13 protein-coding genes are annotated in these 19248 nt (G+C 53.2%); 8 read left to right on the top strand and 5 right to left on the bottom strand.

The window, feature by feature from the left end; genetic code table 11:
- Positions 1-296 precede the first annotated feature (296 nt).
- The 3 genes from rpmI (at position 297) to FUA23_RS03210 (ending at position 2885) form a co-directional block, all read left to right on the top strand.
- Positions 297-491, top strand: a complete 195-nt coding sequence (gene rpmI / locus FUA23_RS03220; protein WP_147929266.1) for a 50S ribosomal protein L35 — start codon at positions 297-299, stop codon at positions 489-491.
- A gap of 148 nt (positions 492-639) precedes the next feature.
- Positions 640-987 (top strand): 50S ribosomal protein L20, encoded by a 348-nt coding sequence (gene rplT / locus FUA23_RS03215; RefSeq protein ID WP_147929265.1) that lies wholly within the window; start codon positions 640-642, stop codon positions 985-987.
- Positions 988-1439: 452 nt separating this feature from the next.
- Positions 1440-2885, top strand: a complete 1446-nt coding sequence (locus FUA23_RS03210; RefSeq protein WP_147929264.1) for a T9SS type B sorting domain-containing protein — start codon at positions 1440-1442, stop codon at positions 2883-2885.
- Positions 2886-3084: 199 nt separating this feature from the next.
- Here the strand turns inward: FUA23_RS03210 and FUA23_RS03205 are convergent, their stop codons facing one another.
- Positions 3085-4749, bottom strand: a complete 1665-nt coding sequence (locus tag FUA23_RS03205; RefSeq protein WP_147929263.1) for a RagB/SusD family nutrient uptake outer membrane protein — start codon at positions 4747-4749, stop codon at positions 3085-3087.
- Between the two features lie 124 nt (positions 4750-4873).
- Positions 4874-7999 (bottom strand): SusC/RagA family TonB-linked outer membrane protein, encoded by a 3126-nt coding sequence (locus FUA23_RS03200; RefSeq protein ID WP_147929262.1) that lies wholly within the window; start codon positions 7997-7999, stop codon positions 4874-4876.
- 1233 nt (positions 8000-9232) lie between these two features.
- On the opposite strand from FUA23_RS03200, the gene FUA23_RS03195 reads away from it, so the two are divergent.
- From FUA23_RS03195 to FUA23_RS03185, 4 genes are all read left to right on the top strand, one after another.
- Positions 9233-11407, top strand: a complete 2175-nt coding sequence (locus FUA23_RS03195) for a prolyl oligopeptidase family serine peptidase (protein ID WP_147929261.1) — start codon at positions 9233-9235, stop codon at positions 11405-11407.
- Between the two features lie 181 nt (positions 11408-11588).
- On the top strand, positions 11589-11753 hold the full coding sequence (locus tag FUA23_RS22220) for a hypothetical protein (protein WP_187270868.1): 165 nt from the start codon (positions 11589-11591) through the stop codon (positions 11751-11753).
- A gap of 188 nt (positions 11754-11941) precedes the next feature.
- Positions 11942-12328: a hypothetical protein gene (locus tag FUA23_RS03190; RefSeq protein ID WP_147929260.1), complete on the top strand. Its 387-nt coding sequence runs from the start codon at positions 11942-11944 to the stop codon at positions 12326-12328.
- 71 nt (positions 12329-12399) lie between these two features.
- Positions 12400-12981 (top strand): Uma2 family endonuclease, encoded by a 582-nt coding sequence (locus FUA23_RS03185; RefSeq protein WP_147929259.1) that lies wholly within the window; start codon positions 12400-12402, stop codon positions 12979-12981.
- Between the two features lie 10 nt (positions 12982-12991).
- Here FUA23_RS03185 and FUA23_RS03180 read toward each other — a convergent pair whose 3' ends face one another.
- Both FUA23_RS03180 and FUA23_RS03175 read right to left on the bottom strand, forming a co-directional pair.
- Positions 12992-14779: a T9SS type A sorting domain-containing protein gene (locus FUA23_RS03180; protein ID WP_147929258.1), complete on the bottom strand. Its 1788-nt coding sequence runs from the start codon at positions 14777-14779 to the stop codon at positions 12992-12994.
- A gap of 332 nt (positions 14780-15111) precedes the next feature.
- Positions 15112-16686 (bottom strand): sulfatase, encoded by a 1575-nt coding sequence (locus FUA23_RS03175; protein WP_147929257.1) that lies wholly within the window; start codon positions 16684-16686, stop codon positions 15112-15114.
- Positions 16687-16918: 232 nt separating this feature from the next.
- Between FUA23_RS03175 and FUA23_RS03170 the strand changes: the two genes are divergently transcribed.
- A complete protein-coding gene (locus tag FUA23_RS03170; RefSeq protein ID WP_187270867.1) occupies positions 16919-17935 on the top strand; it encodes a phosphotransferase enzyme family protein in 1017 nt (338 codons plus the stop codon).
- A 143-nt stretch (positions 17936-18078) separates the two neighbouring features.
- Here FUA23_RS03170 and dinB read toward each other — a convergent pair whose 3' ends face one another.
- On the bottom strand, positions 18079-19209 hold the full coding sequence (gene dinB, locus FUA23_RS03165) for a DNA polymerase IV (protein WP_147929255.1): 1131 nt from the start codon (positions 19207-19209) through the stop codon (positions 18079-18081).
- Positions 19210-19248 lie beyond the last annotated feature (39 nt).

Here is a 19248-nt window from a genome sequence, read left to right as displayed (position 1 = left end):
CGGGCGCTGCCGCAGGTGCTGGGCCAGTTTTTCGAAAGCGGTACGCCCCTACCGGAGGGGCCAGGGCCAACCCTCCCCTGCTCCTATTCACCTCGCCCCTGCACCTGCGGCCGCGCCCGGAAAGCTGGGTGCCATAATTTTATACCTTTATGAATACCCGTCCGATTCGCCGGTGTAAGGTGGAAGCTCCGGTGCTCTGCCCCGATGATTAAATATCAAAATCTAAGTCGGATTAAAGTTTGGTAAACAAGGTGTATTACTGTACCTTTGCGCTCCCTTAATAAAAAACTTGAGCCATGCCCAAGATGAAAACGCACAGCAGTGCAAAGAAACGCTTTAAGATCACCGGTACCGGTAAAGTGAAGCGTTTCCAGGCTTACACGTCGCACATGATGCGCAACAAGTCCAACAAAGCTAAACTTCGTCTTCGTGACGGAGCTATGGTTTCTGTAGCGGACGAGAAGCGAATCAAGCGCCTCCTTTGTAAGTAAGCCGAGACAAACTTACTTCTGGCCACGTTATTAATTTGCCTGGTCAGTGTCTCACCCCAAGAAATTCCCAGCGAGGAATCTCTATTTTTCACGAGAGTACGGGCCTAAAGAACCAACCGGTCTCCGTACTGTACAAAAACAGAGCTATATGCCACGTTCAGTAAATGCGGTTGCAAGCCGCGCGCGCCGCAAGCGCTACCTCAAAGCCGCCAAAGGTTACTTCGGCGCACGTTCCAAAGTATACACCGTTGCTAAAAATGCCGTTGAGAAGGCATGGAGCTACTCCTACCGCGACCGTCGTAACAAGAAGCGCGTATTCCGCCGCCTTTGGATCGCCCGTATCAACGCCGCTGCGCGTCAGAACGGAACAACCTACAGCCGTCTCATGCACGGTCTGAGCACCGCTGGTGTTGGTCTTAACCGTAAGGTCCTTGCTGACCTGGCTATGAACCACCCGGAAGCTTTTACCGCAGTAGTGAACAGCGTGAAGAAATAAGGGTTTACCCCTCTGAATCCCACGAACTTCTTTTTGCAGCCCCGTTGATCCCTCCCGGATCAGCGGGGCTCTTTTTATTTCCTGACCTGATGAACAGCCTGCGGAGAGGAAAGCCCGGTCAGCTCAGGTTCGTCAAACAGGCGACCTACAAGCTCTTTATTGACCTGACAGCCGCAAAGTACAGCTTGGTTTCTTCTATCTTGTTCTGTAGCCAGATGATCACCGACGGATAGTCCTCCCGACGATCAACATTAAAAGTAATCTCCCTGCGCCCGCCCCTTTCCTTCCCGAACACAACCCTTTTATCTCCTTGCCGGAAAATGCTCTTCCCGAGGTATGAACATCAGTTATCCGCCAAGGGAAAACTGCGTAGCAGTTGATTCCCTGGCCCCTGCCGTTGCTCAGGTTCCTCTCCGTACTCTCCAGGTATTGAAGCACTAATATTTCTGCTCATGCGCTGTTTATTTCTTTGTTTCCTACTTTCCCTTGGTTCGGCTCTCTTCGCGCAGGAGAACACATCTTTTTTGTGTGCTGACGGTATTGACAACGATAACGACGGGCTTATTGATTGCGATGATCCGGATTGCGACGCGCTCCCCAACAATGGCTGTGCCGTTTGTCCGAATGGGTTGAGCTTTGCGGACGTAGTCTTGCTCTTCGATCAGAATTGCGGAAATCAGGTCGGAGAGTTAGAGAATTCTCTTGGCGTTGCCGACTGGTCCGAAGAAATAATGATAAATACGTCCGTCCTTTCTCTTGGAAAAGGAGGTACGCTGAGGCTTGGTTTCACCAACAACCAAATGGCCAATTCAGGGAGCAACGCTCCCGATCTTTGGGTATTCGAAGTGGGTACCGCTGCGGAACGGACTTCGGTCGCGTTGCGGCCCGTTAACGCTTCTACCCGTTCTGCACTAATTTCAGCAGGACACGTGGACGAAGAAGGTGACGGCTACTATACCGTAGGTCTGATAGCCGGCTCAACCACGGCTTTCGATGTAGACGCTGTCGTGCCAGGATTTGAGGAAGGCGCGTTGCGTTTCGATGCCGTCCAACTGCAGGATGATCAGGCAGGAGACTGCGCGGGAGCCATAACGGGAGCCGACATTGATGCTGTTTGCGCCCTCTCCACCCTACCACCGGTAGACTGCAGAGGCGTAGCCGGAGGCACTGCACTACTCGATGCCTGCGGGGTATGCCTGGAGCCCGACGACCCCGCCTTCAACCAATCATGCGCTGACTGTGCGGGCGTACCGAACGGGCTGTTTGTAATCGACTCTTGCGGGACATGTTTGTCCGTCTCGAGCCCCGACTTCAACGCTGCCTGCACCGATTGTGCCGGGGTATTGAACGGTACTTCGCTTACAGATCGCTGCGGACTTTGCTTGTTGCCGGAAGACCCGCGTTTTAATCGGACCTGCTTCGATTGTCTGGGGGTTCCCGGCGGGCTTGCGGTAGTTGATTCTTGTGGTGTATGCCAGAGCCCTTCAAACCCAAATTTCAATAAGTCCTGCCTGGATTGTGCCGGCGTACCGAACGGGCTCGCCGTTTACGATGATTGTGGTTTCTGCCTGATACCGACCGATTCAACCTTCAACCAGCGATGTGCAGACGAAGAACCCTTATTTGTCCCAAACGGATTTTCTCCCAACGGAGACGGCATCAACGATACGTTTCGGGTGTTTAAATCGGCGGGGATACGGGCTCAGGTACAGGGCGGCCGGATCTATGACCGTTGGGGAGGAATGGTTAAAGAATTTGGCCAATCACCATTCACTGACCATGCGGAGCTATGGGACGGGAAAGATGCTGCATCCGGTGTCTACGTTTACGTAATTGAGATTCGCTACCAGCGGGGCACCGTGAAGACGCTGCGGGGCCTGGTTACTCTGATGCGGTAAGCTTTCTGAAGTAAGGGTTATTCCTCCTTAAAACAACGGTCAGTTTCATTTTACTTAACCTCAGCCCCCCCCGTTGAGGTAGAATTCAGTTACTTCTTCATGTGTACCAAAAAGCCCCGCTGCTCGGTATCGAGCAGCGGGGCCAGTCATTTTGCCGAATGGTTGGAACAACACTTCGGCAGGTCCGGATAAACCTTAATTACGGATTCTGATCCGCGGAAGTAAGGTTCGGGTTGGCGTTGATTTCCGACAGTGGGATTTTGAAAACCCACTTTGGATTCATGGAAGGCTTCTCCTGGAAGAATCCGTCCTGGTACAGTACTTCAGAAGCACCTGAACCTCCGTTTGCAGCGTGGTCGATCGGGTCGTCCCAGCGGATTTTATCCTGGAACAGGAAGCCTTCACCCCACAACTCGATGCCTCTTTGGAACTTGATGTGTTCGATGAACTCTTCCTGGGTGTCAAAGACAGTTGGGTCGTATGCGCTGTCACGCTCTTCGCCCAGTGGGCGAATGGCTTCCTGGGCGCCGGAAAGGTCGTCCATCATCGCTTTAGCTTCAGCTTCGATCAGGTACATCTCAGAGGCCCGCATGTAGATGATATCATCCGGCTCAATGCCTCCTGGCTGTTGCTGTCTCAGCTTCACGTGCATGTAGGGGTGCGTATTGTGAGCAGATGTCCAGCCCCATACAGTTGCGAGGCGGTCTATTTCAGCCTCAAACTCTTCCTCTGTGGTGTACAGCGGATTCGTGTTGTTGGCAAAACCGCCCATTCCGTTAGAAGCGGAAAGGTTCGAGTTAGGAGCATCCACGAGGAACATGTCCTTTCTGTAATCAGTGTCAGGAGCTGCGTCGATCAATCTCCGGTCAGCAATCTTTGGGTTATTTCTTACCTGGCTACCGTTAAAGGTGTTTGAAGCGAGGTAGAAGTAAGAGCGGAAGAAAGTAGTCTCGGTAGTAATTACGTTGCTACCCCACATCACTTCGGGAAGCAGTGTAGTGTTGAAACCGGCTTTCCAGTCATCTTCGCCCATGATCGGGTAATCCTGGCGTGCGTTTACCGCAGCAGTGGCGGCAGTAGCCCAGTCTCCGGTAGCAAGTGCAGTTCGGGCTTTGAGGCCCCATGCAACGTCAATGTTGAGATTCGCTTTATCGAAAGCGCTACCTGTTGGGCGCGCCGATGCGTTCTCAAAGCTGCTGATAGCAGCATCAAGGTCAGCGTTGATCTGATCGTAAACCTGCTGTACAGTTCCACGTGGTGCACTCTCGAAAGGAGCTTCCGTAGCGAGTAGCAGGGGAACACCCGGATCAGTAGAAGGATTGCCAATCAGGTAACCTTTGGAATAATGCTGAACCAATGAAAGGTAAGAAAAAGCTCTGTAGGCGTAAGCCTGTCCAACAATTTCATTCAAAGTTGGCGTTTCCGGCAACTCCCCTTCAGCAACTTTATTGATGATGGAGTTGGCGTTCGTGATGGTATTATAGCGGTGGTACCAGAGCGTCTCTACGGTCAATGAAGTTTGATCGGTATGAGATGTCCACTGGGCTTCATCTCTCCATCCCAGGTTGTTGGCATTGGCGCTGTGAATCAGACCGCCGGCAAGGTTGTCACCAAGAGGAACCCAGTAGTGGTCTCCTGCTCTGTTCGAGCTGGCAACTGCAGTACCGCCGGGAAGAACTGTTTGTCCCTGAGCGTACATAGTACGGTGCATCCCATTGATTACAAGAGACAGGTTTGCCTCAGTAGCGAGTGCATCGGCCGCTGAAATGGCATCAGTCGGTCTCGTTTCCAGAAAATCTTCGTCACAGGAAAATATCATCAACGCTGTGAAAATCAGAAACGGATACTTTATATAAGAAAACATAATTATCAGTTTTAAAAGTGGTTCTCTGTCAGTCCCTGCAGCCCAGCGGCAAACAGTGACAACGGCCGGTTAAAGTCGTTTTTGCCCCTGTCTGCCGCTGGGCTGCAGAAATTGTCAGCGTGGGTTAAAAGTTTGCGTTCAGTCCAACGGAGATAATCCGTGCCGGATTAAAGTCATTTCCAGATGGGGTTCCACCCAGGTTGTACTGTGGGTCAAGACCTTCCCTTTCGGTGAGCAGTAGAAGGTTTTCTCCGGTAACAGAAAGTCTCAGGCCTTCAAACCCGATTTTGTCGGTAATAGCGTCATCAAATGTGTAACCGAAGTTTACGTTACGAAGAGACACGAATGAGGCGTCGGTCAGGAATCGGGTAGACTGCGTGCGAACCAGGTTCACGTTACCGTTCTCGAGTCTTGGGACGTCGGTGATGTCACCGGGCTCACGCCATGCGTTCAGGATGTCGGGGTGGTAAGAGCTGCCGTAGTTGCCACTGTGCATCATTGCAGCGTATCCGTTGTCGAGGATTTCACCTCCGATGCCGAAGTTCATCAGTACGTTCAGGGAGAAACCTTTGTAAAACAAGCTGGTAGAAACCGAGCCGAGCATGTCAGGGATAGAGCTTGCGCCGGTGTAGGCGAGTTCTGTGTCCTGCCAGTCGTTGGTTTTTTCGTGGTTTCCGTCTGCATCGAGAACGGGGATACTTTCGCCACTCTCGTCAAGTGCGTACTTGAAGAACAACTGGTCTCCTGTTTCAGGATCAACGTTGGCGGCGTGCAACAAGTAGAAGTCAAACCGTGAGCGTCCTTCGGCCCAACGCTTAGAACCATTGATGAATGGATCCGGCAGGCTGGTGATTTCGTTTTTGAAGGTAGAACCGGTTACGGTAAGTCCCCAACGGAAATCACGGGTAGTAACGAGGTTGGCAGTAAGGCCTAACTCGATCCCAGAGTTGTACATATCACCAATGTTGCCGGGGAAGGAGTTGGCACCGTTACTGAGTGCGATCGGCAGGTCGTAGAGCAGGTCTGAAGAGTTTCTCTTGTAGTACTCGATGGAACCATCCAGGAAGTTGTTGAACAAAGTAAACTCAAGGGCTACGTCGAAACTCTCGATGGTTTCCCACTGCAGCAGTTCGTTACCAATCTCAGAGAAGATGATGGCCGGGTTACCGGCGTTGGAAGACAGCGCGTAACGCGGCTGAGACAGGAAGAAGTCCAACAGGTCATCGTTACCAACCTCACCGTAAGATGCGCGAAGTTTCAGGCGGTCTACAAACGTCAGGTTCTGCATGAATGGCTCTCTTTCCAGACGCCAGGATGCTCCAACAGAGTAGAAGTTACCCCATCTTGCATCTCTGGAGAATACGGAGGATCCGTCTCTACGTGCAGATAGGCTGAGGAAGTACTTGAGGTCGAAGTTGTAGTTTGCCCGGGCAAAGTACCCCTCGATTCTCTTGTTGGTGGTAGAACCACCAACGCTGATGGGAGTAGCGAAGTTATCGAACTCGAAAATGCCCTCTGCGGTCTGATCAACGGCCAGGCCGCTGTTGCTCGTGAAGTTCCGGTCAAAACTTTCGTGGCCCAGCGTAACGTCGAAGTTGTGGATATCGCTCAGACTCTTACGGTAAGTAAGGATCTGGTTGAAGTTTTCCACCTGTCTTCTGAACCGGGTCTCGCCGTAGCGTCCGGTTGGCTGTGCATCACCAATGATGTTGTTCTCGTATTCTTTTTCAAGACCTTCGTTGATATCACGACCATAGTTGAGGCGGAAATCTAAGCCTTCCAAAAGGTGGAAATCGGCGTAGAAACGGAAACCGTAGGTGTTGTCCCGGTCCCGCTCGTCGTTCAGAAGCAGTTCCTGAAGTGCGTGACGCCCCTGGTTGATAGGACGTGAACCGATGTTGTACTCAGGGAAACCTTCTCCGGAATCGAAGACCGGGTTGCCTGCAGCATCCGTCACCAGGTTACCCTGCTGATCGTTGATGTAGACAGGGTAGATAGAACCGATGTTTTTCGCGAATCCGAATGGGTTTACGATGCTACCCGTACCAGCAGAGCTGGGTCCTGCAGCATTGGACAGCGTTACGTTTGCGCTACCGCCCATGCTCAGCCATTTGTTGGCGTCGAAGTCCGCGTTTACGCGTGAGGTCAAACGGTCGTACTCAGATGACTTAACGTAGCCTCCTTCCTCGAGGTAAGAGGTAGAGAAAAATACACGGTGAGATTCACCACCGCTCGATACGTTAACGTTGTAGTTAGTTCTGGTGCTGTTAGACTGCTCCAGTGCATCGTACCAATCCAGGCTCTGATAGATCAGGTTGGCATTTGGGTTCAGGAGGCCGTCTGTTCCTACAATCTGATCGTTAGGAACGTCGAACGGGTTGTAACCCAGGCTGTTGAAGATATTCGCAGAAGCGAATGCCGGATCTCCTCCGCCAGCGCTTGAGTTTCTCAGTGCTTCCCACATCGTTTCGTAGTACTGACCAGGAGTTACCTCTTCGTACTGAGGAACGGCTCTGGAAACCGCACCGTGGTTAACCGATACAGACACTTTAGTTCCTGCTTTGGATCCTTTCTTGGTGGTGATCAGTACAACGCCGTTGGCTGCTCTGGAACCGTAAAGAGAAGTTGAAGATGCATCCTTAAGGATGGTCAGAGACTCGATGTCTTCCTGGTTGATGGTACTCAGGTCACCTTCGTACTGAACGCCGTCTACAATAAAGAGCGGATCAGTACTACCGTTCAGGGTACCGACACCACGGATCACGATTCCCGGAGAGGAACCCGGGCCGCCGGAAGCAGAGGTAAACTGAACACCGGTTGCTTTACCTTCGATGGCCGCAATCGGAGAAGTTACGTTTCTGAGTGCAAGGTCTTCAGCACCAACAACATCTGCAGACCCCGAAAAGGCCTCCTTAGTGGTAACGCCGTATGCGGTAACGATCACCTGCTCCAGAATCGCAGCTGAAGGTTCGAGCGTCACATCGATAACGGAGCGGTTGTTGACGTCAATCTTCTGGTTCGCAAAGCCCGTGTAGCTGAAAATCAGGACACTGCTTCCTTCAGGTACGGTAATGCTGTAAGATCCGTCCAGATCGGTCACAGTACCTGTACCAGCTCCTTCAACAAGGATGCTGACCCCGATTAAAGTTTCGCCTTCGTCGTCGGTTACCTGTCCCGTAACAGTCTTTTGTGCCATGGTAATCCCCATGACAAAAAGCATTAGTCCTAAGACTAGTGAGAATCGTCTCATCTTTTAATGGTTTAATTGGTTAAGTTTCGAATGAATATGAATGCTCTGGTGAATGTATCTACAAATACCCGACCTGTCGTCTAACCCGGGTGGGCCATTCAACTAAGTATGCCGAAAGTAATTTCAGGCGAACAGGTTCTCAGTAAATTTCCAGGAGTTAATCAGCGAGTATAAAATATGAATACCTACCCTACAACGGGAAGATATTTTGTGGTTAGTTAGTGAAATTCAGCAGCTCAGCTAAATTCAAATCCATGTATAGGTATGAATATCAGCAATGTCTTTAGTGTCACTTCGATCCAGCACAATGTGTAGATCAACTTTACGCAATGTGCTTTTGCAGGGGTGAGGTATAACTGTAAGTCAGGAGCTGGTATGATTGCCCCTGTTGAGGTTGTAAGTTAACAAACTCATAACGAATGTTCCAACCTGTACGCTGCCTCCAACAATGAAACAACCTGCTGGAAAGTCTGCTCAACTAACAGAAAATTACTCGGTCACCCGCAGGCCGGATCATCCGTTTCAGTATTTACTTTTGGTACCGACCGGAGCTCTCCAACGCAGGTAGAGCCTAACAATCTGCCTGAAAAAGAAGACATGAGTTCACTATTCAGGGGTTACAATAGCATGCTCCGGCAGCCCCCTTCACCGCCAATCTTAGCGGCACCCGCACAGCCAGTCTCAATTGTCACCTTACCGACACTAAAATTTCGTCGGATTCATCCACCATTCACAAAAACAGTTAAGGATTGAAGAGCAGGTGTCAAATTGGGTTTGTCTTCTCAGCAGCTCTGTTGAGCTGGTAAAACACCTCTCAGCAAGTGCTTTACTATCAGGCAATCGTCGGCACCTTACGGGCTTGAGCTAAGGGCGCCGGAGCGCAGGTGCAAAGACTGGTGAAGGAGCGGGGACAGGAAGCATACCGGAAGACTTGACCTGGCCTCGAAACTTCTCCTTGCACCCGCGTTCGCGCCGCTTAATTGAGCTATCAATCACACTACTGTCCGTTTTTGATTCTTTACCTCACCGTACGCCCTCTCCACCATTTTTCGCCTAAGGCTGAACGGAGAGGGAACCAAAAATGCCCAGCAGTGTATCCATCATTGCAAACCGGGTTTGCAAAAACCCTGCTTACGCACCTGAAAGATCGAAAAAGTGAAACTTAGTCAGTAGCCGGGTTAGCTACCACTCCACCCCGCTCCGTATATTCGGCACACCAAACCAAAAGCCACCATGAAAAACTTCCCCCTGTTTGCGCTGTTATGCCTGCTGGCAAGTTGTGCCTCCGACACCCCAAAAGAAGCTATGACCAATAAAACAGTCGATTACCCTAAAATTCCCGTCACCTACACTGAAACAAAAAAAACGGAACACACCGACACTTACGGTGATGTAGAAGTCCGCGACGACTACCACTGGCTGGAAGACGACAACGCCGAAGACACCAAGAGCTGGGTAACCGCCCAGAACGAAACCACCTTTGGTTACCTCGAAAAAATCCCCTTCCGCAAAGCCTTCGAAGACCGGATGACCGAGTTGGTGAATTACCCCCGTATCGGCGCGCCCAATAAAGTGGGCGATTACTACATCTGGAGCAAAAACGACGGTTTGCAGAACCAGTCCGTTTACTACTACCGCAAGGGTGAAGACGGCGAAGAAAAAGTCTTCATGGACCCCAACACCATGAACGAAGAAGGCACCACCGCCATCGGCCTGCTTGGCAGCGACAAAAACGACCGCTACATGGCCTACCGCCGCAGCGAAGCCGGCTCCGACTGGGGCAAGATTTATGTTCGCGACATGGAAACCAATACCGACCTGGAAGACGAACTCGAATGGGTTAAGTTCGGTGGTGCCGGCTGGTACAACGACGGTTTTTTCTACAGCCGCTACCCCGCCCCGAAAGAAGGTGAAGCGCTGAAAGGCAACAACCTGATGCACAGCGTGTACTACCACAAACTCGGCACACCGCAGAGCGACGACAAGCTGATCTACGAAGACAAGACCAACCCCACCTTCTACCACTACGGCGGTACTACCGAAGAGGAAGATTACTTTGTGATGTACGCAGCGCCCGGCACCGACGGCTTCGCGATGTACTACTTGCCGCTCGATGGCAAGAACCTGCCCAATAAAAAGCCCATCGCCCTCTTCCCCGAGACAACGCAGAAGAGCAGCATGATCCACAACGAAGGCAACGACTTCTGGGTAATGACCGACGTAGATGCCCCGAACTACCGCCTCGTAAAGATCAACCTGGACAAGCCCGGTAAAGAAGACTGGACCGAAATTATCCCCGAAGGCGACAACCTGCTGGCCGGTGTCAACACCGGAGGTGGCTACCTCTTCGCCAACTACCTCGAAAAAGCAACCGATCGCTGGTACCAGATGGGTTTTGACGGGAAGGACAAAAAGGAGATCCAGCTGCCCGGCCTCGGTAACGCCGGTGGTTTCGGTGGTGAAAAAGACGAAAAGAAGCTGTACTACGGCTTCACTTCCTTCACCTACCCCTACACCATTTTCGAATACGACGTGGAATCAGGTGAAAGCCGCCCATTCTTTCAGCCCGACCTGAAGTTCGACCCAACCGACTTTGAAGAGAGCCAGGTAACCTACACCAGTAAGGACGGTACGCCGGTAACGATGTTCCTGGTTCACAAAAAAGGCCTCAAACTGGACGGTAAGAACCCGACGTACCTCTACGGTTACGGCGGGTTCAACATCAGCCTGAGCCCGAGCTTCAGTGCCTTCCGCATTCCGATGCTGGAGAACGGCGCAGTTTACGCCATGGCCAACCTGCGGGGCGGCGGCGAGTACGGAGAAGAATGGCATAAAGCCGGGATGTTGAAAAACAAGCAAAACGTATTCGACGACTTCATCGCCGCCGGAGAGTGGCTCATTGCTGAAGGGTACACCAATAAAGACAAGCTGGCGATCGCCGGTGGCTCCAACGGTGGTCTCCTGGTAGGTGCTGCCATGACGCAGCGGCCCGACCTCTTCGCCGTAGCCTTCCCGGCCGTGGGCGTGATGGATATGCTCCGCTACCACAAATTCACCGTCGGCAAAGGCTGGATCCCCGAGTACGGCAGCAGCGAAGACCCTGACATGTTCCCCTATCTCAAGGCTTACTCTCCCCTTCACAACCTGAAGGACGGCACCGAATATCCCTCTACGATGGTCACCACCGCCGACCACGACGACCGGGTAGTTCCAGCCCACTCGTTTAAGTACGCTGCGCGCCTGCAGGAAGCGCACGCCGGGGAAAACCCCGTCCTGATCCGCGTAGCAGTAGACGCCGGCCACGGGGCCGGCAAGCCAATCTCGAAAACCATCGAGGAACAGGCCGACATCTGGAGCTTCTTCTTCTACGAGACCAAGAGCCCGGTTAAGTATGGAGTTGAAGGGTGATCGATATGCGATTCTCGATATGTGATATTTGATATGCGATTTGCTTTGCATAGCAGGGGTTAGGAAGGTTTGGATTTGAAGGCTTACAGAATTTGTTGTATCGATCCTGAAAGTCCTTTGAGCCCTGACAATTCTAACCCCTTTTGCCCGCCACGCTCCTTGTTGCCAGCATCTTCAGGGTATGCGCCATTACTTCAGCCTGTTTCTTGCTTTGTTTGCTGCAATTTTCGGCTTTTACCTGATCTGGCAGTTCGCACAGCCGGAGCTAAACGGTCATTGGGAGATTGTAGAAGGAGGCGCAGAGATGGGAAGCCCGCCAATTACGTCCCTTTATATATGGAGTTGAAGGGTGACCGATATGCGATTCTCGATATGTGATATTTGATGTGCGATTTGCTTTGCATAGCAGGGGTTAGGAAGGTTTGGATTTGAAGGCTTACAGAATTTGTTGTATCGATCCTGAAAGTCCTTTGAACCCTGACAATTCTACCCCCTTTTACCCGCCACGCTCCTTGTTGCCAGCATCTTCAGGGTATGCGCCATCACTTCAACTTGTTTCTTGCTTTGTTTGTTACAATTTTCGGCTTTTACCTGATCTGGCAGTTCGCACAGCCGGAGCTGAACGGTCATTGGGAGATTGTAGAAGGAGGCGCAGAGATGGGAAGCCCGCCAATTACATCCCTTTATATTGGGCCTACTGGCAACGTGATGGCTACTCAACCCGGCATAGAAGGATATACCCTTTCCGGAGAAACCAATCGCTACCGGCATGAAATAAGGTTAGGACCTCCTTCTCATGCTACTTATTTTGATTTGAGTTGGTCGGGAGACACCCTGCTGTTTTCAGCAATGTTCCCTCGTCATTTTTACCTTAATTCGCATAAGCTTACGGGGAAAGTTATGAAGGGAGTTAGAAGGTAACCGGTAAATATCCTCACTTTCCTTCTCAGCCTAATCCGTAACTTTACCAGCGTCCCAATCGTTTCAGAAATATGGAAGCTTTACAACTGGAAAAACGTCGCTACTCGAGAGAGGAGTACTTTGCTCTGCTCAAAGAGTCGGTGTACAAGTTGGAATACCTTGACGGAGAGATTCGGATGATGTCAGGAGGCAGCATCGCGCACAATGATATTATTGATAATGTCTTCGGAAATTTATGGTCGAAGCGCAACTCCTGTAAAGTTAAGAATAGCGAAAATGCTGTTTTCATCGAAACGTTGAACAGCTACTTTTTCCCCGACTTGACCGTTACGTGTAATAAGCCAACCTACGAAGAGGGTGGAATCGCAAAACTCACTAATCCGGAGTTGATCATAGAAGTGCTTTCCGAAAGTACGGCTGATTACGACCGTACAGACAAGTTTACCGCCTACCGCCAGCTTGAAAGCTTCAAAGAATACATCCTCATCGACAGCCGCCGGATGCGGGTAGACACCTTCTACCGGAACACCAATCAGTACTGGCGCATCGGCTCCTACTACGAACCTGAGCACGAGGTCGAAGTGCGAACGCTCGGTTTACAGCTCCCGCTAAGTATTATCTACGACGATGTCGTATTCCCGGTAAAGGACTAATGGTCAACCACTAAAGCACCACCACGCGCCCCGCTGCGGTTTTACCGCCCTCCAAACCGACACGGTATAAGTACAAGCCTGGCGCCAGCCTGGCTTGCCGCAGGTCAACGCTTTGCTGATGGCCGGTTCCTGTGAATTTAGCCACTACCCTGCCCGTTGCGTCCAACAACTCTATTTCGCTGATTTGAGTGGTTCCGGGTAAGCGGAAGGAGAGTTCTCCCGCAGTTGGGTTAGGGAACACTTCCAGGCCAATGGCCTGCGGACTTTGCGGCGCATTGGTATCCGAGAGAACAGAGCTGGTACAGCTGTCGTCGTAGAAGTCTTTTATGCCCTGGGCGGCGGCGAATATCGCTACGGTATCCGGACAACTTCCGTCCGGGTAGTCTACCCCAAAGATCGTGGTGACGGCAAGGGTAAAACTGGTGACTGCTCCCGGTTGCAAGTTGTAGGGCCCGGTACTGTAGACCTGGCGGACGTCGGCAATTTCAGCGGGGACGTTGCACTGCCGCCAGAGGCCGTCCTCTATCTCCCCTCCGTCAAAGACAAATAAGGTTGTATCTCCAACAGTATCATATCCCAGGCTCGAACGGGTAACGGGATGTCCGTCCCGCCAGCGGCCCGTCAGGTAGTTGTAGTATTCATCAGAGGTAGCCGGGGAAGTAGTTGCCGGAAGGGGACTACCTACCGCTGCGTTGTAGACATTCATCAACGAACTCATTAAGGGATCTTCCACTGCTGGATTTCCACCACCAACATCAGAGCTAACAACCTGAAAAATGTTGACGGGCGCGGTATTCCCGTAGCCCTCTACAAAGCCCTCACAGGTCTCCGGGTCGGTGCCGTCCTGGTTGTAGATATAGAACAATTCGTGCTCCGGAGAACTGCCCATGAGATCATTGGTAAAGCACCCGAGATCCGAGTCGATCCAGTGCCCGGCGTACAGTTCCAGTGCGTCTTCCTGCCCGCGGTTGATGATTGTATACTCGTAGAATGTGGTGCGGTGAAGCACACTATCTTCGGAGGCAAAGGCATAAGCCAACAGGTGTATTTCCGCTTGCAACTGGGTCGGGGTATTGCTATTGGCGTGGGGAGCTCCGGCGTCATTGAAAACCGCCCAGATGGCCTGGTCTCCGCAGAAGAGCGGATAATCTCCTAAGCGGGGATTGTACATGCCGTCGAGGTCCACATCGAAAAACGGAGCCAGTCCCTGCGGAGTATCTGGCAGCGCAAAACCGTATACGCTTTCGAACTCCGGGTTCCCTGTAGCTGGCCAGCCCAGCACTTCCAAAGGGATGCGGTTCGCCGGAATCGGCAAATTACCCTCAGCCAGGGCTTCTTCGTAGACGGCCAAAAAGACATCGACGCTGGTTCGGTTTATTTTGAAGAGGCGGTCCCAGTCGGAGCAATCGCCCTCGGCGGGTGCGCCATCTTCGGTTAGCGGACCGGGGAAGTAGTCGAAAAAGCCTTCATCACTAAAGCCCCGGCCGTACTGCTGTGCGGCTACCTTGAGGCCTCCTCCCGGGTCCTTAGCGCCAAGCCACAGGCCACCGGCAAAAATGGCCACTACGGGGTTTTCACCCGGGGAGTCTTCGGCCGCGGTAACTTCGTAGCGGCCATTCTGGCCATCAAACCAAAGGTCGCCGCCGTTGGTGATGAGCGCATGAACGCCGTTGACATCAAGCTCTGCGGTAGCAGTGGGGTTTATGCAGTCCGTAGCGCGTTGTTGCCCCTGTAACGAGCAAGAAAAAAGGAGAAATGTACAAAGTGGGAGCAGGCTCCGTAGGTTGATAAGGGTCATGGTGTAAAGGAGGTTTTCGTTATACTTTCTAATATAAGCTCTCTTCAGAACCGACGTGACCGTTCAATTAAGTTAAGACGTACAACAGACATTATTTGGGCGGGGCCGCAGGTGCAGAGACGGTTTTCCGGAAAAAATCGCCTAAGGGATCAGCAATCAAAAGAGCCTGGTTACCTGACGTTTACGCGCAGCACAAGGGCCTCTTACGCACCTCTACGGATACTCCGTATCTTAGCTAAAACCTCAGCCCCGGTGCCGGATGAGACAAATTCCAACAACCTCCCCTGCACCTGCGCCCGCGCCTTATTGTTCTGTTATTTGCTACCGATCGGCTACTGCTCACTCCCCCACCAGTCTGCATTTGGACGCCAGTTTTCTTCGAACATCTGCGCCCTACGGTCTTCCATCCGGCGCAGCAAAGTATCCCGCCGGAAAGCCGCAACGGCTTCGAATTGCTCCTCGCTGAAATCTGGATCGGGGTCGGGATAACGGGCGCCGGCACCTTCCAACCATGCCAGCAGTTCGTCCCGCATAACTTTAGTTATTTCGGGCTGGTCGCCGCTGATGTCTGTTTGTTCGGCGGGGTCTTTTGCCAGATCGTAAAGCTCATCTTCGTCGTTTTCCCAGTAATGAATGAGTTTGTAATCTCCGTCCATCATAACCGAAGACGGATCACCTCCCTGGTTGCCGTAGTGCGGATAGTGCCAGTAAAGTTTGCGTGTCTCCTGCAGTTCCTTCCCGGCAGAGGGGTTAAAGGGCGCTCCGTCAACGTGTGCTTCCGGTTGCTGAGGCAAGCCCGCAAGGCTAAGCAGCGTCGGGAAAATATCCGCGCCCGTAATCGCCTGCTCCAGCTTATTGCCCGTCATTTCCATCTTCGGGTAGCGTAGCAACAGCGGCACCCGCAGGCCGCCTTCCCACTGGTAGCCCTTGCCGCCGCGCAGCGGCAGGTTCGAGGTAGCGTATGCATCGCCCGAGGCCACACCACCGTGGTCGGAGGTAAAGACGACGATGGTATTGTCCAGCAGCCCCGCGGCCTCGAGTTTGTCCAGCACGATGCCGATGGCCGTGTCCATATCGTTCAGCAAACCGGCGTAAACAGGGTGGTCCTGTTCCGTCCGGACGGGCAGGCGACGCTCCATCGTAAAGCCGTTGGCGGCTGGTTTGCCCTCCACGGCTTTTGCCCGAAAGCGAGCCCACTGGGCCTCGCTCGTTTGCAGCGGCCCGTGTACGGCGTAAAAAGACAGCATCGCGAAGAAGGGTTCTTCGCCCTCCTGCTTCCCGATCCAGTCGGCCGTCTCCCGCGCGAGGCGCTGGCTGAGTTGCTCGCCGGGCTGGCGGTTGGGGAGGTCGGGGTTGGTGTACGGATCGAAGTAGCCGCCCGCAGGGCTGCCCTTGTGGTTGCCTCCTACATTTACCTCAAAACCATGCTCCAGCGGACCGGAACCCTCGCCCCCCAGGTGCCATTTACCGGCGAAGAAGGTGTTGTAGCCAGCGTCCCGAAAAGCCTCGGCCATCGTTACATCGGCCGTGTCGAGCGCATGGATGTATTCGGCGGGGAGTAGTTTGTCGTAGTGGCCGGACTTGCGCCAGCCCGTCCCCGTTTTCGCGCCGATCCAGTCGGTGATCCCGTGGCGGGCGGTGAACTGCCCCGTCATGATGCTCGCCCGTGCCGGCGAGCAAACGCGGGAGCAGGTGTAAGCGCGGGTGAACTGAAGGCCGCTGCGGGCCAATGCATCAAGGTGCGGCGTCTCGTAAAAGGTACTGCCGGTGACGCCGAGGTCGTGGTAGCCCAGATCGTCGGCAAGGATGAAGAGGACGTTGGGTGCTGATGCAGCATGTTCTTTGTCGTTTGAACAGCCTAAAAAAGCGAGGAATAGAATGGCAAAAGCCAGGCGGTATATTTTCATAAGGCTGAATATAGGTCGTTTACCCAAACTGCCATCAATTTCTGGGCACGCAGGTGCCAGCCATAACTTCAGCTATCCGCATCCCTCCTTCGCGCTTTCAGCGCATAACCTGAGGATCTCGAAGCGCTTGTGAGAACGCAGCCGCAGGCGGAGTTACCGCAAGTCTTCGCGCCTCCGGTCTCCAAAAGCAAAACTTCACCCCACCCGCCAAAGAATCCACTACATTTACCCCGTGCAAAACATCCTCTCCCACTTCAACCTCTCCGGGGCTGTCGCCCCGCTCGGCTCCGGCCACATCAACGACTCCTACCGGGTCGGCGACGACTACCTCCTGCAGCGCATCAATCACGAAGTGTTCCCCGATGTGACCGGTCTGATGAACAACATCAACCTGGTTACCGGGCACATCCGGCAAAAGATCGCCCGCTCAGCGGGCGAAGCAGCTGAGCAACAAACCCTCCGGATCATCCCCACAACAACCGGAGAGCTCTTCACCAAAGATGAAGCGGGCAACTACTGGCGTGTCTACAGATTCCTGACCGGCCTGCACTCCCACGATCTGCTGGAAACCCCGGAGCAAGCCTACGCCGGAGCCCGATCCTACGGCCACTTCTTCCGCTTCCTCGACGACTTCCCCGTCGGGCAGATCACCGATGTCATCCCCAACTTCCACAACATCATCTCCCGCCTCGAAGCCTTCGAAATCGCTGTGAAAAACGACTCCGAAAACCGGGTCAGGGAATGTCGCAAAGCAATAGACTACGTTTACGCGTTGGCCGACCGGATGACCATCATCCAGCGCGTATGGGCTGCCGGAAAACTCCGCACCCGCGTCACTCATAACGACACCAAGTTCAACAACGTTATGTTCGATGCCGCAGGCAACGGTCGTTGTGTCGTAGACCTCGACACCGTCATGCGCGGTGTCGTCCATTTCGACTTCGGCGACGCCATCCGGACCGGTGCCGCCACCGCCAACGAAGACGAAGCTGACCTGCAAATTATAGGCATCGACAAAGAAAAAGCGGAGGCCATCACCGAAGGCTACCTCTCCCTAACCCGTGATTTCCTTACCCCCGAAGAACTCGAACTTCTTCCCCGTTCCGGTGAACTGCTCGCCTACCTCATGGCCGCCCGCTTCCTGACCGACTACCTGACCGGAGACCGGTACTATAAAATCGCCTATCCCGAACACAACCTGATACGGGGAAGGAATCAGTTACAGCTTGTTAGATCCCTGGTTCGTTAGTCTATTGGATCGTTGGTTCTTTAGTTCGTTGGGCTGCCGCGGGTACCACTCACTTCGCTTCACTCGTTCGCCTGGAGAGAGCAAACGGTACGCGCGGCAGCCCCAAAAAAATCAACGTTCTAACAATCCAACGGTCCAACAAGCTAACTCCCCAATACATCTTTCCCGAACCGCTTCCGAATCTTGTCCATCGCCGCCAGCAGCGCACTGTCTTCCTCGGTATCGTTGAACAAGTCCAATTGTGTGTGGCCCGCGGCGAGTTGATCAAAACGGACACCAACCAGACGGATACACTGCCGGCGCGTAAACAGATCATCGAACAAACGCTCGACGACAGGCAGCAACTGCTGATCGTGAGCGGTGTACCTGATCCTTTTGCTACGGGTATAGGTATTAAAATCGGTATAGCGGATCTTCACCGTTACCCGGGCGGTGAGTTTCCCCGCCTGGCGGAGGTCGAAACCAAGGCGCATCGTAAGGTCACGGAGGCAGCGCTTCAGGGCTTCCACGTCAAGGGTGTCGGTCTGGAAAGTGTGTTCAGAAGAAAGTGATTTACGATCGGTGTAAGGAACGATCGGCCGGTTATCGATGCCGTTGGCGCGGCGGTGGAGTTCCCGGCCGGGCTTACCGAACTCACGCTCCAGCAGGTTGATGGGCACCTGGCTCAGGGTCCCCGTTTTGCGGATACCCAACAGGCTGAGTTTACGCGCCGTCTCCCGCCCGACCGACGGGATTTTACGGACGGGCAACGGAGCGAGAAAGGCCCGTTCGGCCCCGTCGGCAACCCAGCCTGATCCGTTGGGCTTCGCCTCCCCTGCCCTTACCTTGGCGACCAATTTATTGACAGCTAAGCCCGCAGAAAGTGGCAGCCCCGTCTCTTTCCCTATTCGTTCCCGCAGTTCCTTGCTCCACTGCACGCAGCCGATGTATTTGTCCATCCCCGAAATGTCGACGTAAAACTCGTCGATGGAGGCCTTCTCGAAGAGTGGGCCTTCTTCAGCAATGATCTCGGTGATGATGGCCGAGTGCTTTTCGTAGTCTTCGTAGTCGCCGCGTACCACCTTCGCCGCCGGACAACGCCGCAGCGCAATCGCCATCGGCATCCCCGCATGAATACCGAAGTGCCGTGCTTCGTAGCTGCACGAACTGACCACAGCGCGCCCGCCCGTGCCGCCAACAATAACTGGTAAGCCGACCAAACGGCTGTTTTTCATCACCTCAACGGACGCGAAGAACGCGTCCATATCGAGATGGAGGATAGCTTTCTGAAACATGTGCTTTGGCGAGTGAAGTCAAACAAATAATCGTAAAAT

This window comes from Neolewinella aurantiaca (genome assembly GCF_008014675.1).
Lineage (GTDB): Bacteria > Bacteroidota > Bacteroidia > Chitinophagales > Saprospiraceae > Neolewinella > Neolewinella aurantiaca.
This window is presented reverse-complemented; position numbering and strand designations above follow the sequence as displayed.

Coding starts and splice junctions, on each gene's coding strand:
- rpmI (WP_147929266.1), top strand. CDS start 297: ATGCCCAAGATGAAAACGCACAGCAGTGCAAAGAAACGCTTTAAGATC.
- rplT (WP_147929265.1), top strand. CDS start 640: ATGCCACGTTCAGTAAATGCGGTTGCAAGCCGCGCGCGCCGCAAGCGC.
- FUA23_RS03210 (WP_147929264.1), top strand. CDS start 1,440: ATGCGCTGTTTATTTCTTTGTTTCCTACTTTCCCTTGGTTCGGCTCTC.
- FUA23_RS03205 (WP_147929263.1), bottom strand. CDS start 4,749: ATGTTTTCTTATATAAAGTATCCGTTTCTGATTTTCACAGCGTTGATG.
- FUA23_RS03200 (WP_147929262.1), bottom strand. CDS start 7,999: ATGAGACGATTCTCACTAGTCTTAGGACTAATGCTTTTTGTCATGGGG.
- FUA23_RS03195 (WP_147929261.1), top strand. CDS start 9,233: ATGAAAAACTTCCCCCTGTTTGCGCTGTTATGCCTGCTGGCAAGTTGT.
- FUA23_RS22220 (WP_187270868.1), top strand. CDS start 11,589: ATGCGCCATTACTTCAGCCTGTTTCTTGCTTTGTTTGCTGCAATTTTC.
- FUA23_RS03190 (WP_147929260.1), top strand. CDS start 11,942: ATGCGCCATCACTTCAACTTGTTTCTTGCTTTGTTTGTTACAATTTTC.
- FUA23_RS03185 (WP_147929259.1), top strand. CDS start 12,400: ATGGAAGCTTTACAACTGGAAAAACGTCGCTACTCGAGAGAGGAGTAC.
- FUA23_RS03180 (WP_147929258.1), bottom strand. CDS start 14,779: ATGACCCTTATCAACCTACGGAGCCTGCTCCCACTTTGTACATTTCTC.
- FUA23_RS03175 (WP_147929257.1), bottom strand. CDS start 16,686: ATGAAAATATACCGCCTGGCTTTTGCCATTCTATTCCTCGCTTTTTTA.
- dinB (WP_147929255.1), bottom strand. CDS start 19,209: ATGTTTCAGAAAGCTATCCTCCATCTCGATATGGACGCGTTCTTCGCG.